We start from the raw sequence: 14,394 nt of genomic DNA, 5'->3' as shown, positions 1-14,394 counted from the left end.
AGGTCGCTTTCCGAGCCGATGTCCAGTCCGGTTGCCTCCCCCAGAATCTGATAGAACAGTCCCGGCTCCAGGCGCACCCCCACGGTGACGGAGCCGCAGCCCAGGTCAATGTCCCGGACTTTTGCGTCGGTGATCTGGGGACAGCTGATGTGCTCGCACAGCCCCCGTGCGTCCCGGACAGTGACCAGCTCCGATGCTGCTGCCCGGATGGCGCCGAATACGGACTCCCGGAGCCAGTGATCCGGTGCCAGCTCCGTGATCCAGCCGGGCATCTCCACCCGGATCTCCTTGACCGGGAAGGCGTAGAGGATCTGGGTGATGATGCTGCGGATATCCGTTTCCGTCAGCTCCAGACAGCTGACCGTGATCACCGCCGCTCCGTATGCCTGCCGCATCTGCTCGCACAGCGCCAGGGCGTCCTCGCTTTCCGGATCCGTACAGTTCAGCAGCACCACAAAGGGCTTCCCCAGCTCCTGCAGCTCCCGGATCACCCGCTGCTCACACTCGGCGTACTCGCTGCGGGGGATATCCGAAATGGAGCCGTCCGTGGTGACCACCAGTCCGATGGTGGAATGCTCCGAGATCACCTTCCGGGTGCCCACCTCCGCCGCCATGTTGAAGGGTACCTCCTCCTCGAACCAGGGGGTGGCGACCATGCGGGGGTTCTCGTTTTCGATGTATCCCAGGCTGCTGGGCACGATGTACCCCACGCAGTCAATGAGCCGTACCCGGAGCCGTGCACCCTCCTCCGGGGTGATCGCCACCGCATCCTCCGGGATGAACTTGGGCTCGGTGGTCATAATGGTTTTTCCGGCGGCGGACTGGGGCAGCTCATCCATCGCCCGCTCCCGTTTATATTCCCCCTGGATGTTGGGGATCACCAGGGTCTCCATGAACCGCTTGATAAAGGTGGATTTGCCGGTGCGCACCGGCCCCACCACTCCGATGTAAATGTCGCCGTCCGTGCGGCCCGCAATGTCTGCGTAAATATCCTGTGCCATTCGGTTACCTCCTGTCCACCAAGGGAATGAGGAGCATGCCGTTTTCCGTCAGCCGCTCCTGGGTCAGATCGTTCTCCTCCACAATCGCCTGGATGGAGGTGCTGTACTTTTTGGCAATGTCCCACACTGTCTCTCCTGCGGTGCCGTAATACAGCAGCAGTGCGCAGTTGTCCTTCGGGGCGATCCGCTCCTCCTGGTCGATATGCACCTCCGTCAGCAGGGGCATGGAGCGCAGCACCTGGGTATCCGCCAGGATCCGCAGCTCCGGCTGCAACACCACTGTATCCGAGCCGGTGAGGGTGTAGGAGCAGGCAGGGATCTGTACCTGCACCTGGGCGGCGGTACAGTCCTCCGGAGCAGGCAGCATCCGGGTAAAGGGGAATTCCTGTTCCAGCATCACCGGGGCGGTGCTGTCGCTCTGGGCAAGCACGCTGCACGCCAGCATGCCGCTGACCTCGATGCTGCCGCTTTCCGGCAGGACTCTTGCGCCCATGTTCCGGGGGGTACACCATACGTCATATACCCGGCGGATCTCCCCCTCCTTGCTGACCAGGGTGCATCGCTCCGCACCGCTGTCGGATACGGGTGCGCCGCAGCCGGAAAGCCGCACGGGAGCGGCGGTATAACTGCAGGGATGCAGGGTGGAGAATACGTCCGTGACCAGCTCCGTGACTGCGGTTTTTACCGCCGTGCATACCAGACGGATCCGCAGCTCACATTGAATGCTCCGTGCCTCCCCGTCATTTTTCGCCGCCGGCGTGATCTCACAGCCTGCAAGCTCCGGCCGGACAGTGCAGGAAAAGGCGTCGTCGATGCCCTCCAGATCCACGATCTGGCTGTAGGGCAGGGTAAACTGCATGGATTCCATGCCTCCCTCGCAGCTGTACAGCAGCCGCACCACTGCGTCCCCCTTTGCCGCCAGCTTTCCGGCTATGATCCGGGCGTCTCCTCCCAGCAGCTGCACATCCGTCCGGAGGATCTGCAATGCCGCCGGCTTTGCCTCCCCCAGCTCCGCCACCTCGCTGAGGGTGAAGGTGCGTACCCCGTGGAGCCGCCGGGCGGTATAGGTTACAGGCTCCTTCCGGGTCTGGGCGTGGAGTCCGAAAATGTCCCCGATCACCTCCTGCTGACTGCCGCAGGTGGCACGGATCCGGACGGACACCGCTCCCCGCAGGTCGATGCGCCGCTGGTTTACTGCCCGGCAGTTCACATAGTCCGGCTTGGGGATCAGCTCTGCGGCGATGCCCTCGCACTGTCTGCCCAGCTCCACCGTCCGGGTGTAGCACAGCTTCTGCCGCACACAGTGTACCGCCGGGCTGTCCTGGGCGCAGTACAGCACACAGATCTCCACGCACAGCTCGTAGGTCAGCACGCCGTCGCTGATGGCGTAGCTTTCGATCCGGGGCTCCATCCGTGCCTGGATGATCCGGAAGATCTCCGGGAAGTAATCCGGCAGAATATAATCAAGCTCCGTGCTCTGCTCCTGCACGCCGCTGTACAGCTCCTCACACACCGTAATGACTTCCCTGTTCACCTTCAATTCCATCTGGGTACCTCCTTCTGCTTTTTCGCTTACGGAGCATATATATTCGGACGTGTTGGGGCTTATGTCATCCGGCGGGAATTTTTCCGCAGTAAATGTGACATTCGGTCATAGATTTCCCCCTCCCATCCGTTGACACCTGCCGGGAATTATGCTACAATGGTAAGCGATACGGCAGGGCTTTTCCGGCTGCCGGACAGAAAAAACAGGGCGGCACTGTGCAGAGCTGTGTGGCGCTGTCATCAGAACCCTGCCTGCCCCGCCGTGCAGCCAGTGTGTTCACACCGGTCTCCCAAGCGCAGCGGATTCTGGTGCATCCTCTCAGTCTGACGGCGGAGAAACGGAGTATTTCTATGAAATTTTCTGACGGATTCTGGCTCAACCAGAGAGGCTACGAGGTGGATTACGCCGTACAGGCTTACGAGGTAACCACCACAGACCATTCCATTACGCTGTTGGTGACTCCCCAGACCATTTATAACCGTGCCATGACCCTGGGGGGCGTGACCCTGGAGATCACCTATTCCTCCACCCAGGAAAACGTGATCCGGGTATCCATCCAGCACTTCAAAGGGGTGCTGCACAATGAGCCCAAGTTTGAACTGCATGCGGACCAGGGCTACACCCCGAAGATCACCAACGAACAGGACTATGCGGAGCTGATCTCCGGGGATACGGTTCTGCGGATCAGCAAGGGACAGAACTGGGACGTTTCCTATACCTACAAGGGCAAGCGGCTCACCGGCGGCGCATGGCGCTCCACCTCCTACATCCAGGAAAACCAGTTCCGGGCGGAGAACCGGCGCCACGCCAAGTGCGACGATACCTTCTGGAGCGATCCGGCGGATCCCCGCAGCACCTACATCCGGGAGCAGCTGACCCTCAGCGTGGGAGAATGCATCTACGGCTTCGGTGAAAAGTTCACCACCTTTGTGAAGAACGGGCAGACCGTGGATATCTGGAATGCGGACGGCGGCACCTGCAGCGAGCAGAGCTATAAATCCATCCCCTTCTACATTTCCTCCCGGGGCTACGGCGTATTCGTCAACAGCCCGGATCGGATCAGCTACGAGGTTGCGTCCGACACGGTGTCCAAGGTGTCCATCACCAAGCCCGGGGAATTTTTAGAGTATTTCCTCATCGGCGGCGAGAATCTGCAGCAGGTGCTGTCCAACTACACCACCCTCACCGGCAAGCCCGCCCTGCCGCCGGCAAACACCTTCGGGCTGTGGCTGTCCACCTCCTTTACCACTACCTATGACGAGGAAACCGTCACCTCCTTCATTGACGGCATGGCGCAGCGGGATATCCCCCTGCAAATGTTCCACTTTGACTGCTTCTGGATGAAGGAATACGAGTGGACAAGCTTCCGGTGGGATACCACCCAGTTCCCGGATCCGCCGGCAATGCTCAAGCGGCTCAAGGATCGGGGTCTGGGCATCTGCGTGTGGATCAACCCCTACATTGCACAGCGCTCCTGCCTGTTTGACGAGGGCGTGGAGAAGGGCTACTTCATCAAGAACCCGGACGGCAGTGTGTTCCAGACGGATATGTGGCAGCCGGGCATGGCAATCGTGGACTTTACCAACCCTGCCGCATGCGACTGGTTCGCTGCCGGCATCCGGAGCCTGTGTGAAATGGGCGTGACCGCCATCAAGACCGACTTCGGCGAGCGGATCCCCACCAACGTGGTGTATTACGACGGCTCCGCCCCCATCCCCATGCACAACTACTACACCTATCTGTACAACAAGATCGTGTTCAACGTGCTGAAGGATTACTACGGGGAAAACAAGGCATGCCTGTTTGCAAGAAGCGCCACCGCCGGGGGACAGCAGTTCCCGGTACACTGGGGCGGCGACTGCTCCGCAGAGTATTCCTCCATGGCGGAGACCATCCGGGGTGGTCTGTCCCTGTGCGCCTCCGGCTTCGGCTTCTTCAGTCATGACATCGGCGGCTTTGAGGCAACTGCCTCTCCGGATGTGTACAAGCGCTGGTGCGCCTTTGGACTCATGTCCACCCACAGCCGGCTTCACGGCTCCACCTCCTATCGGGTGCCCTGGCTCTTTGACGAGGAATCCGTGGACGTGCTCCGGTTCTTTACCAAGCTGAAGGGTCGGCTCATGCCCTATCTGTATGCACAGGCGGTCAAGACCGCTGCGGTGGGTGTGCCCATGATGCGTGCCATGGTCATCGACTATGCAGAGGATCCTGCCTGCCTGTATCTGGATCGCCAGTACATGCTGGGCGACAACCTGCTGTGTGCACCGGTGCTCAACGAGGAAGGCACGGCAGAATTCTACCTGCCGGAGGGCGTCTGGACGGATATCATCACCGGAGAGGAGATCCAGGGCGGCAGATACGTCCGCCGTACATGCTCTTATCTAGAGATGCCGGTGCTGGCAAGACCCAACTCCATCATCACCTACGGCGCATTCCAGTCTGATTTTGAATACGACTACCTGACCGATGCCACTGTCACCATTTACCAGCTTTCCGATGGGGCATCCGCACAGACCTCCGTTTACGACAAGGAGGCAAACAAGCTGATGGATCTGACCGCAGAGCGTGCGGGCAGCACCATCACTGTCACATATACCAAGACAACCCAGACATTCAAAATTGCTGTTGCCGGCACGGACAAGTGCGTGACCGCTGACGGCTCCGGCAGTGTGACGATCACCCTCTGATCCCTGCCCCAGCAGAATGTCCCACGCAGCAAAGGAGCTTTACTGATGGCAAAAGAAGAGATCCAGTACGTCTGGAGCGACAAGAAGCGAACGCTGTTCGGTCTGCCCCTGTCCTTTACCCGCTACTTTCTGACGGAAACCAAGTTCATCACCCGGAAGGGCTTTTTAAGCCTGGAGGAGGATGAGCTGGAGCTGTACAAGGTGGTGGACAAGAAAATGCAGCTGTCCTTTGGTCAGCGGCTGTTCGGCTGCGGCACCATCGTGCTGTATGTGAAGGATACGGACACGCCGGTGAAGGAGGTTCTGTCCGTCAAAGCCCCCCGCCGGGTGGCGCAGCTGATCGATAAATATGTGGATCAGCAGCGTGACCGGTTCCACATCCGGGGACGGGATATGATGGGCGCAACCCATCGGGATTACCTGGATGAATCTGATGATATGGAAGATGAAGTGGAGTATGACGATGCAGAATAACCAACAGACGGGAGCAGTGCTGCCCTTCATTCAGGAAACCCGCAGCAGCTGGGACAAGCTCAAGGAAGAACAGCGGCCCATCTTTATTTACGGCATGGGGGACGGTGCCATCAAGATCATGACCGCCATGAAGTCCTACGGCATTCCCCTTGCCGGGATCTTCGCCAGCGATGAATTCGTCCGGGGACATTCCTTCGAGGGGTACCGGGTGCATAAACTGTCCGAGGTAGAGGAGGCGGTGGAGGATTTCGTCATCGTCCTTGCCTTTGCTGCCGGATTCCAGTCCCTGGTGGACAAGATCGTTGCCCTGTCCCAGGAGCATACCCTCATCGTGCCGGACGTGCCGGTGACCGGGGGCGGTCTGTTTACCTACGAGTACTGCCTGGAGCATGCGGAGGAGCTGCAGCAGGTATATGACCTGCTGGCGGACGATGCCTCCAGAAGGGTGTACGCCGGGATCCTTAATTTCAAGATCAGCGGCAACATCGACTATCTGACCCCTGCCACCACCCCCAAGGCGGAGATCTACAAGGAGCTGATCCGCCCCACCACCAACGAGATCTTCGTGGATCTGGGTGCCTACAACGGGGATTCCATCCGGGAGCTGCTGGAGTTTTCACGGGGGAAGTTCAATCGGATCATTGCTTTTGAGCCGGACAAGAAGAATTTCAAGAAGCTCACCAAGTTCATCGGTCACACCCCCGCCATTGACGCCTACAACTGTGTGGCATGGTGTGTGGACACGGAGCTGCCCTTTGCTACCAAGGCAGGACGTCAGTCCGCCATCTCCAGTGACGGGAATATGACCCAGGCACGCAGCGTGGACAGCATTCTGGACGGAGAGCGTGCCACCATCATCAAAATGGACGTGGAGGGTGCCGAGCGGGAAGCCATCTGGGGCGCAAGCCGCACCATCGCCCGGTATTCGCCCCGGCTGATGGTATCCCTCTACCACCGGAACGAGGATATTTTCGAGCTGCCTCTGCTGATCCAGCGGATTAACCCCAAGTATAAGCTCTACATCCGGCACCAGCTGTATATCCCGGCGTGGGAAACCAACCTGTACGCCACTGTGGAGTAATTCTGTCGCATCTGCGTGAAAACGCAGGTGCGATTTCTTTTGCAAAGCACTGGACAATTTCACGGAAATATGCTATACTGAATACAGTTTTTTCTGCATCCTGTATGCAGGCATTTTTTCATGGAAAGGACGTCTGATATGCTGCATGAGAAATCCTGTGGCGCCATTGTTTACCGCAAGTCACACGGCAACATTGAGATCCTGCTGATCAAGCATGTCAACAGCGGTCACTGGTCGTTTCCCAAGGGCCATGTAGAGGGGAACGAGACCGAGGTGGAGACGGCGGAGCGTGAGATCCGGGAAGAAACCGGCATTGAGGTCAACATTGACCCCACTTTCCGGGAGACGGTTTCTTACTCCCCAAAACGGGACACCCAGAAGGTTGTGGTGTACTTTCTGGCAAAGGCAAAGACCTTCAACTTTGTTCCCCAGGAGGAGGAGATTGCCGAGATCCGCTGGGTGGATATCGTCCACGCCGGTCATGTGCTGACCTATGAAAACGACAAGACCATCGTCACCAAGGCGAGGGCATGCATCAAGGAAACCGGGTAAATTCTTCCTTGGATGTGTTTCATACATCAATAATTTTGCTTTTTTGTTGAAAAAGTTCATGCTTGATTTGTAAACTATGTCGAAATTGCGTCAGATGTGTTGACAAATGCAAGCCTTTCTGTTATGATAAATCCATCATATAGGAAAGGGGTTTTCCACATGAAAAGCAAAACAACTGCAATCATTCTCTCTGTATTGCTGGGCAGTCTGGGGGTTGACCGTTTCTACCTTGGCTATACCGGTCTGGGCATCCTCAAATTGCTGACCTGTGGTGGTCTCGGCATCTGGTATCTGATCGACCTGATCATGATCTGCACCGGGTCTCTGAAGGCTGCGGACGGTTCCGAGCTTCAGTAAGCCAAAACAAAGAGCGCATGCGATGGGGTTCGCATGCGCTCTTTTTATGTGACACCGCACAGACCTGGTGCAGTGTGGATTTTATGCAATTACGCCTCCTGCTGGGTCAGGGTCAGCTGATTGCCGTCATAGTCCACCACTGCTACACCGGAGGTGCGCAGCTGGTCGCCGATAATGGCACGGGCAATGAGGGTCTCCAGCTTCTGCTGAATATACCGCTTCAGAGGACGGGCACCGTACAGCGGATCGTAGCCGCATTCGATGATGTGATCCTTTGCCTTGTCGGTGACACGCAGGGTGATCTGCTTGTCTGCCAGACGCTTTTCCAGATCCTTCAGCATCAGATCCACAATGGCACCGATCTCCGCCTTTGCCAGAGGCTTGTAGAACACGATCTCGTCCAGACGGTTCAGAAATTCCGGACGGAACTGCCGCTTCAGCAGCGCTTCCACCTGTTCCCGTGCCTCCGGAGAGATCTGGTTGTCGGCGGTGATGCCGTTCAGGATCGCATCCGACCCCAGGTTGGAGGTCAGAATGATGATGGTGTTCTTGAAGTCCACGGTTCTGCCCTGGCTGTCCGTGATTCGTCCGTCGTCCAGAACCTGCAACAGAATGTTGAACACATCCGGGTGCGCCTTTTCGATCTCATCGAACAGCACAACGGAATAGGGCTTCCGGCGTACCGCCTCAGTCAGCTGACCGCCTTCGTCATAGCCCACATATCCGGGAGGCGCACCGATCAGACGGGACACGCTGTACTTCTCCATATATTCACTCATATCGATCCGCACAATGTTCCGTTCATCGTCAAACAGCGCCTCTGCCAATGCCTTGGCAAGCTCCGTCTTGCCCACGCCGGTAGGGCCAAGGAACAGGAAGGAGCCAATGGGCCGGTCCGGATCCTGGATGCCTGCACGGGAACGGAGAATGGCTTCGCTGACCTTCTCCACAGCCTCGTCCTGACCGATGACTCTCTGGTGCAGGATGGATTCCATGCCAAGCAGCTTCTGCCGTTCGCCCTCCATCAGCTTTGCCACCGGGATGCCCGTCCACCGGCAGATGATCCGAGCGATCTCCTGCTCCGTGACCTTATCCCGCAGCAGGCTTGCATCCTTCTTGGCGTTGGCGATTTTTTCTTCCTCCTCCAGCTCCTTTTGCAGCTGGGGCAGCTTGGAGTACTGCAATTCCGCCGCCTTGTTGTAGTCCGCATTCCGGGTTGCCTGCTCAATCTCGCCCTTGACGGATTCCACCTCCGCCCGCAGGCTCTGCACCTTGGTAATGGCATTCTTTTCGTTCTGCCACTTTGCCTTCATTTCGTCGAATCTGGAGCGCATCTCCGCCAGTTCCTTCTGGATCTGTTCCAGGTGCTCCTTGGACAGGTTATCCGTCTCCTTTTTCAGAGCGGTTTCCTCGATTTCGTGCTGCATGATCCGCCGGGACAGCTCGTCCATTTCCGTGGGCATGGACTCCATCTCGGTTTTAATCATAGCGCATGCCTCGTCCACCAGGTCAATGGCCTTATCCGGCAGGAACCGGTCGGTAATGTACCGGTTGGACAGGGTTGCCGCTGCGATCAGCGCCTGATCCTGGATCTTGACACCGTGGAATACCTCGTACCGCTCCTTCAAGCCACGGAGAATGGAAATGGTGTCCTCTACAGTTGGCTCATTTACCATAACCGGCTGGAACCGACGCTCCAGGGCGGCATCCTTCTCAATGTACTGCCGGTATTCGTTCAGGGTGGTGGCACCGATACAGTGCAGCTCGCCCCGGGCAAGCATGGGCTTTAAGATATTGCCTGCGTCCATGGCACCGTCGGTCTTGCCTGCGCCAACGATCAGATGCAGCTCATCGATGAACAGGATGGTCTTGCCTTCGGTCTTGCGGATCTCCTGCAATACCGCCTTCAGACGCTCCTCAAATTCGCCCCGGTACTTGGCACCAGCCACCAGTGCACCCATATCCAGACTGAAGATCCGGTGATCCTTCAGAGAGCCGGGCACATCTCCCCGGACGATCCGGAGGGCAAGCCCCTCTGCAATGGCGGTTTTGCCCACGCCGGGCTCACCGATCAGAACCGGGTTGTTCTTGGTCTTTCTGGACAAAATCCGGATCACGTTCCGGATCTCCTCGTCTCTGCCGATGACCGGATCCAGCTTGTTGTTTTTTGCAAGTTCCACCAGATCCTGCCCGTATTTTTTCAGCACGTTATAGGTACCCTCCGGGTTGTCACTGGTGACCTTGGTGCTGCCCCGGACGGTCTGCAATACGGTCAGCAGCTTCTGCTCCGTCAGATCGTGGCTTTTCAGCAGCTGTGCCAGCTTGCCCTCTGCGGTCTGGATCAATCCTAAGAACAAATGTTCCACAGACACATATTCATCCTGCATCCGCTGGGCAGCCTTTTCCGCTGCGTTCAGCGCCTTGTCCGTACCCGGTGTTACATACACCTTGTCCGGCTCTCTGCCGCTGCCGGATACTTTCGGCAGCTGATCCACCAGGCGCTGTGCCTCGGTCTGGAGCATTTGCAGATCCGTGCCCATCTGGGGAATGATCTGGGGGATCAGTCCGTCCTGCTGGGACAGCAGTGCCAGGAACAGATGCGCCTGGTCAATCTGCTGATTGCCGTATTCCACCGCCAGACTGTTGGCGCTGCGAATCGCTTCCATGGATTTTTGGGTCAGTTTCTCTGTATTCATAAAGCCATCTTCCTTTCTGCTTGGGTGTAATCATAGCATCTGACAGCATCTAGATATGCACGATTTTTTTCGGCAGCAGCTTCCGGTATGCCGCCGTGGCTGCTTCCAGGGCCGTATCCTGTCCTTGGGGCAGGGCGGCGAAATACACCTTTAAGATGTGATCGAACAGGCGAATATATCCGGCAATGTACTCGCCGATCTGGTCGGTGGAAAGTTCTTTCTGATCCGGAGGCAGCCGGAAGGTGCGGATAAATCTGCCCGCCTCGATCTGGTAGTGGATTCCCTCCGGCATGCCCGGCAGCAGAAACTGATGCTCCAGTGCCGCCCACAGCTTGTAAAATACCGTCAGCTCCGACAGCAGCTGTGCGGACTGGGTTCGGAAGGATACCTTCAGTACCCCCAGCGTCCGCCCCGGGGAATGCACCAGCTCCAGGCTGTAGCGGATGGTGGGCTTGTACTTGTATTTCAGTGCGGAGCGGATGGACAGCATGGCGTCGGAGGGCTGGGGCTGTACCTGAAAGCAATCCCCGGTCATCCGGCTGGAAATGGTGTTGAAAATGTCGTTCATCCGCATTTGCGGGGTGGTGCAGCAGACCTTTTCCGCCAGGATCTGGTTGATAAGATTGGAGCGGCTGGTGTTCTGCTGATATGCTAGCCGGTCGATGGCTTCCACCACCTCGTCCATCAGCACCAGGCTGTATACATGCTTGCTCATATTCTGTTGCACCTCCTTTCTGTGATTATCATTATAACACCGTTTTCACAACTTGTCAAGCGGATTATATAATTTTAAGCGCAAATTATATAAGTTTGTAAAAAATGTCCCGTATCTAATGAATACGGGACTTCAATTTGTGCAATTTCTACAAAATTTCCTTGGATCTTGGCACCCGGATCCGAAGCAGGAAGAAGCTCAGGCACAGCAGAAGCATGGAAACCGGCAGAATCTGAATGGCAGTGCCGAAGCCCAGCCAGTCGATGAGCTTGCCGAAGCAGGCGTTGAACGCCACGTCAAACAGGGTGGCGAAACCGGTGATAAAGCCGGTGGCGGTGCCGGCAAGCCCCGGGTCATAGTATCTGCCGATCAGCAGCACGATGGTGGGCCAGAGAATGGAGAACGCCAGTCCCGAGCCGCACAGCAGCAGCATGCCCCGGCGCTCCAGCAGCATGCCGGAAACGTACAGCACCCCGGCGGCAGCCACGAACACCCGCATGCTGCGCATAATGCCGCATTTCTGCACCAGGGGGGCGAACAGCAGCCGCCCTGCCATGATGCCGCCGAAGAAAAAGGACAGATACCGGGCAGCCTGGGGCACCGTATAGCCCAGATAATCGCTGCCGTAGGTCACCAGCCAGTTTTGCAGCCCGTGTTCGGTGATGCAGTAAAAGCCGCACAGCAGGAACAGGTATTTGCATGCCGGGTTCCGGATCACTGCGCTGTATCCTCCTGCGGAGCCTGCATCCGGCTTGGGCTGGGGCAGCTTCACGAACCACAGCAGTACCAGTCCCACACAGCCACATGCCAGCAGGATCAGATTCGCCCCCTTCCAGGCAGACAGGGAGGAGGCGAACCGCCCTCCGACGTTCTGGGCGGTGCTGATGCCGGCACCCTGGAGGAAGTTGAAGAAGTTCACGAAAAAGGCTGGGGCGGCGTACACCAGGGGAGTCAGGAGATTTACGGTGGTGGAAAGCATGGTGGACGCCCCAAGGCTGAAGAGCATGAACACCAGCAGAGCGTAGTAATTGGCAGTGAGCAGATAGGCGGTCAGTGCTCCCATCCACAGGAGCATGACTCCGTACATGAATTTTTTCCGGCTGATCCGGTCAACCAGCCTGCCGCCGATGCACAGAAACAGCAGATTGCCGATGTAGCTGCACATGATGATGGCAGAGGACTGGGATTGGGAGAGGGAAAAGCTGTCCCGGAACACCGGCAGGAACACGCCCCGCAGGGCGTCGCTGGCGCCCAGAACGAACATCATCAGCACGAAGTACACGGTGACAATGCACTTCTGTAATCTGGATTCGGTCATAAGAAGCCTCCGGAAACACAGCCCATCCTCCATGCCGCCTGCGTAAGCGGATGCGTTTTTTCTGTAATTCGGGGGGACTGTGCCAAACATCGCATGGATTACCATAGCACAAAACCGCAGGATTGTCAAGGGCGTGCGGCTTGCATCCGGGTGGGGAATGTGGTACACTAAGGACATTACATGAAAAGGAGTGGTCAGCATGCGACTGATCTTTATCAGACATGGGGATCCGGATTACGTTCGGGATTCTCTGACGGAAAAGGGCTGGCGTGAAGCAGACTGCCTGGCGGAGCGGGTAGCCCGCTGGGATGTGACCAGGGTGTATTGCTCTCCCCTGGGACGTGCAAGGGACACTGCCTCCCGGAGCCTGGAAAAGCTGGGGATGGAGGCGGAGATTCTGCCCTGGCTGGAGGAATTCTCCCTGCCGGTACCGGATCCGGCAGGAGGCACCCGGATCCCCTGGGATCTGTTCCCCTCCGAGTGGACAAGGGAGGAACAAATGTTCGACCGGAACCGGTTCGTGGAGGCACCCCAGTATGCATCCAGCCCTCTGCCCCAGGCATACGCAGCCGTATGCGCCGGGCTGGACGGGCTGCTGGCGGCGCATGGCTATGTGCGGGACGGGGGCTTTTACCGGGCAGTGCGCCCCAATGGGGACACCCTGGTGTTCTTCTGCCATTTCGGCATCACCATGACTCTGATGGGGCATCTGCTGAACCTGTCTCCGGTACCCCTGTGGCATGGGATGTTTATGGCGCCCACCGGGGTCACCATTCTGGCGTCGGAGGAGCGGCATGGGGACGAGGCATACTTCCGCTGTCAGGTTATGGGGGATACCCAGCACCTTACCGCTGCCGGAGAACCGGTTTCCCCTTCCGGGTATTTTACGGACGTATTTTCAAAGTAGGTGCAGGATGGAATTTCACGAAAAATTACAGGAGCTGCGAAAGCAGCGGGGCATGACCCAGGAGGAGCTGGCGACTGCCCTGTATGTATCCCGGACGGCGGTGTCCAAGTGGGAATCCGGCAGGGGATACCCCAGCATTGATTCTCTGAAAGCCATTTCCGGTTTTTTCGGTGTGTCCCTGGATCAGCTGCTGTCCAGCGAGGCAGTGCTGACCCTGGCGGAGGAGGACAGCAAGGAACAGGAAAGCCGCACCCGGAGCCTGGTGTTCGGGGCGTTGGATTGCTGTACCGGCATGCTCCTGGTTCTGCCCCTGTTCGGGCAGCGGGACAGGGAACCAATCTGGCAGGTGTCCCTGCTGTCCCTGACCGGATGAACTGCGCCTTGCATTTTTTCCGGTAGGGTGGTATACTACATACATACTGCGGCAGCCCCCACAAGCTTTGCGGGGTGCTGTCCGAATAAAAGGAGCGATTGTGATGATCAAGCACATTGTCATGTTCAAGCTGCTGCCCCAGGCACAGGGCCGCACCGCCGCAGAAAATGCCGCACTGGCGCTTTCCATGCTGGAGCAGTTCCCGGCGCAGATTCCCACTCTCCGGGAGTTCCGGGCAGTGGTCAACGCCCCGGATGCTCCGGCGGACAACTGCGAGCTGGCGCTGATCTGTACCTTTGAGGATATGGAAGGGCTGAACGCCTACCAGATCCACCCCACCCATAAAAATTTCGGCGCATTCATCAGCCGGGTGCGTGCCTCCAGAGCCTGCATCGACTATGAAGCATAATCCCGGAGGCGTACTGTTATGATCCCTGCAATGATCCTGCTGATTTTGCTGCTTGCCGGGCTGATCGGCGTGTATTATCACTTCTTCCTGGGGCGGCTGTTCCGGGCATTCTCCCTGCCGGAAAAGGCAAAGTGGGTTCGGTGTCTGCTGATGGTGGCGCTCACCGGATGCAGTCTGATGGTGTTCTCCACCTTTGGCCTGCTGATGCTGCATTTTACGGTTTTTTCCGCTGTCACGGATCTTCTGGTGCATCTGTACCGGCGGATCCGCCGCTGCCC

13 protein-coding genes are annotated in these 14,394 nt (G+C 57.7%); 8 read left to right on the top strand and 5 right to left on the bottom strand.

Going from position 1 to position 14,394, the window contains the following annotated elements:
* Together QVO51_RS05105 and QVO51_RS05100 are read right to left on the bottom strand one after the other, a co-directional pair.
* Nucleotides 1-1,001, bottom strand: a 1,001-nt coding sequence (locus tag QVO51_RS05105; protein WP_288167882.1) for a stage IV sporulation protein A, incomplete at its 3' end; no start/stop codon positions are given.
* A 4-nt stretch (nt 1,002-1,005) separates the two neighbouring features.
* Nucleotides 1,006-2,547 carry a DUF3794 and LysM peptidoglycan-binding domain-containing protein gene (locus QVO51_RS05100; protein ID WP_022357488.1) on the bottom strand — a complete coding sequence of 514 codons (1,542 nt, stop codon included), beginning with the start codon at nt 2,545-2,547 and terminating at the stop codon, nt 1,006-1,008.
* A 350-nt stretch (nt 2,548-2,897) separates the two neighbouring features.
* Here QVO51_RS05100 and yicI point away from each other — a divergent pair, with 350 nt between their 5' ends.
* The 5 genes from yicI (at nt 2,898) to QVO51_RS05075 (ending at nt 7,698) form a co-directional block, all read left to right on the top strand.
* On the top strand, nt 2,898-5,234 hold the full coding sequence (yicI, locus tag QVO51_RS05095; protein ID WP_022357487.1) for an alpha-xylosidase: 2,337 nt from the start codon (nt 2,898-2,900) through the stop codon (nt 5,232-5,234).
* Between the two features lie 45 nt (nt 5,235-5,279).
* Entirely contained in the window at nt 5,280-5,708 is a 429-nt protein-coding gene (locus tag QVO51_RS05090; RefSeq protein ID WP_022357486.1) for a PH domain-containing protein, read from the top strand.
* On the top strand, nt 5,698-6,789 hold the full coding sequence (locus tag QVO51_RS05085) for an FkbM family methyltransferase (protein WP_015557543.1): 1,092 nt from the start codon (nt 5,698-5,700) through the stop codon (nt 6,787-6,789). The genes QVO51_RS05090 and QVO51_RS05085 overlap by 11 nt, the downstream gene beginning before the upstream one ends.
* A 138-nt stretch (nt 6,790-6,927) precedes the next feature.
* Nucleotides 6,928-7,341, top strand: a complete 414-nt coding sequence (locus QVO51_RS05080) for a bis(5'-nucleosyl)-tetraphosphatase (RefSeq protein WP_015557544.1) — start codon at nt 6,928-6,930, stop codon at nt 7,339-7,341.
* Nucleotides 7,342-7,500: 159 nt separating this feature from the next.
* On the top strand, nt 7,501-7,698 hold the full coding sequence (locus tag QVO51_RS05075; RefSeq protein WP_022357485.1) for a TM2 domain-containing protein: 198 nt from the start codon (nt 7,501-7,503) through the stop codon (nt 7,696-7,698).
* Between the two features lie 89 nt (nt 7,699-7,787).
* Here QVO51_RS05075 and clpB read toward each other — a convergent pair whose 3' ends face one another.
* The 3 genes from clpB to QVO51_RS05060 form a co-directional block, all read right to left on the bottom strand.
* Entirely contained in the window at nt 7,788-10,394 is a 2,607-nt protein-coding gene (gene clpB, locus QVO51_RS05070; RefSeq protein ID WP_015557546.1) for an ATP-dependent chaperone ClpB, read from the bottom strand.
* Between the two features lie 49 nt (nt 10,395-10,443).
* On the bottom strand, nt 10,444-11,109 hold the full coding sequence (locus QVO51_RS05065; RefSeq protein ID WP_022357484.1) for a hypothetical protein: 666 nt from the start codon (nt 11,107-11,109) through the stop codon (nt 10,444-10,446).
* 148 nt (nt 11,110-11,257) lie between these two features.
* A complete protein-coding gene (locus tag QVO51_RS05060) occupies nt 11,258-12,427 on the bottom strand; it encodes an MFS transporter (protein WP_022357483.1) in 1,170 nt (389 codons plus the stop codon).
* Nucleotides 12,428-12,626: 199 nt separating this feature from the next.
* On the opposite strand from QVO51_RS05060, the gene QVO51_RS05055 reads away from it, so the two are divergent.
* The 3 genes from QVO51_RS05055 (at nt 12,627) to QVO51_RS05045 (ending at nt 14,116) form a co-directional block, all read left to right on the top strand.
* Nucleotides 12,627-13,334, top strand: a complete 708-nt coding sequence (locus QVO51_RS05055; protein ID WP_022357482.1) for a histidine phosphatase family protein — start codon at nt 12,627-12,629, stop codon at nt 13,332-13,334.
* 7 nt (nt 13,335-13,341) lie between these two features.
* Nucleotides 13,342-13,707 (top strand): helix-turn-helix domain-containing protein, encoded by a 366-nt coding sequence (locus tag QVO51_RS10970; protein WP_022357481.1) that lies wholly within the window; start codon nt 13,342-13,344, stop codon nt 13,705-13,707.
* A gap of 103 nt (nt 13,708-13,810) precedes the next feature.
* Nucleotides 13,811-14,116, top strand: coding sequence for a Dabb family protein (locus QVO51_RS05045; RefSeq protein WP_022357480.1), 306 nt, complete (start codon nt 13,811-13,813; stop codon nt 14,114-14,116).
* Nucleotides 14,117-14,394 lie beyond the last annotated feature (278 nt).

The sequence above is a fragment of the Ruminococcus sp. CAG:379 genome (genome assembly GCF_000434255.1).
Lineage (GTDB): Bacteria > Bacillota > Clostridia > Oscillospirales > Ruminococcaceae > Ruminococcus_F > Ruminococcus_F champanellensis.
This window is presented reverse-complemented; position numbering and strand designations above follow the sequence as displayed.

What these genes read in the sequence shown, in the direction of transcription:
- QVO51_RS05065 (WP_022357484.1), bottom strand. Translation starts at nt 11,109, where the DNA reads ATGAGCAAGCATGTATACAGCCTGGTGCTGATGGACGAGGTGGTGGAA.
- QVO51_RS05055 (WP_022357482.1), top strand. Translation starts at nt 12,627, where the DNA reads ATGCGACTGATCTTTATCAGACATGGGGATCCGGATTACGTTCGGGAT.
- QVO51_RS05075 (WP_022357485.1), top strand. Translation starts at nt 7,501, where the DNA reads ATGAAAAGCAAAACAACTGCAATCATTCTCTCTGTATTGCTGGGCAGT.
- QVO51_RS05045 (WP_022357480.1), top strand. Translation starts at nt 13,811, where the DNA reads ATGATCAAGCACATTGTCATGTTCAAGCTGCTGCCCCAGGCACAGGGC.
- QVO51_RS05085 (WP_015557543.1), top strand. Translation starts at nt 5,698, where the DNA reads ATGCAGAATAACCAACAGACGGGAGCAGTGCTGCCCTTCATTCAGGAA.
- QVO51_RS05090 (WP_022357486.1), top strand. Translation starts at nt 5,280, where the DNA reads ATGGCAAAAGAAGAGATCCAGTACGTCTGGAGCGACAAGAAGCGAACG.
- QVO51_RS05100 (WP_022357488.1), bottom strand. Translation starts at nt 2,547, where the DNA reads ATGGAATTGAAGGTGAACAGGGAAGTCATTACGGTGTGTGAGGAGCTG.
- QVO51_RS05060 (WP_022357483.1), bottom strand. Translation starts at nt 12,427, where the DNA reads ATGACCGAATCCAGATTACAGAAGTGCATTGTCACCGTGTACTTCGTG.
- clpB (WP_015557546.1), bottom strand. Translation starts at nt 10,394, where the DNA reads ATGAATACAGAGAAACTGACCCAAAAATCCATGGAAGCGATTCGCAGC.
- QVO51_RS10970 (WP_022357481.1), top strand. Translation starts at nt 13,342, where the DNA reads ATGGAATTTCACGAAAAATTACAGGAGCTGCGAAAGCAGCGGGGCATG.
- QVO51_RS05080 (WP_015557544.1), top strand. Translation starts at nt 6,928, where the DNA reads ATGCTGCATGAGAAATCCTGTGGCGCCATTGTTTACCGCAAGTCACAC.
- yicI (WP_022357487.1), top strand. Translation starts at nt 2,898, where the DNA reads ATGAAATTTTCTGACGGATTCTGGCTCAACCAGAGAGGCTACGAGGTG.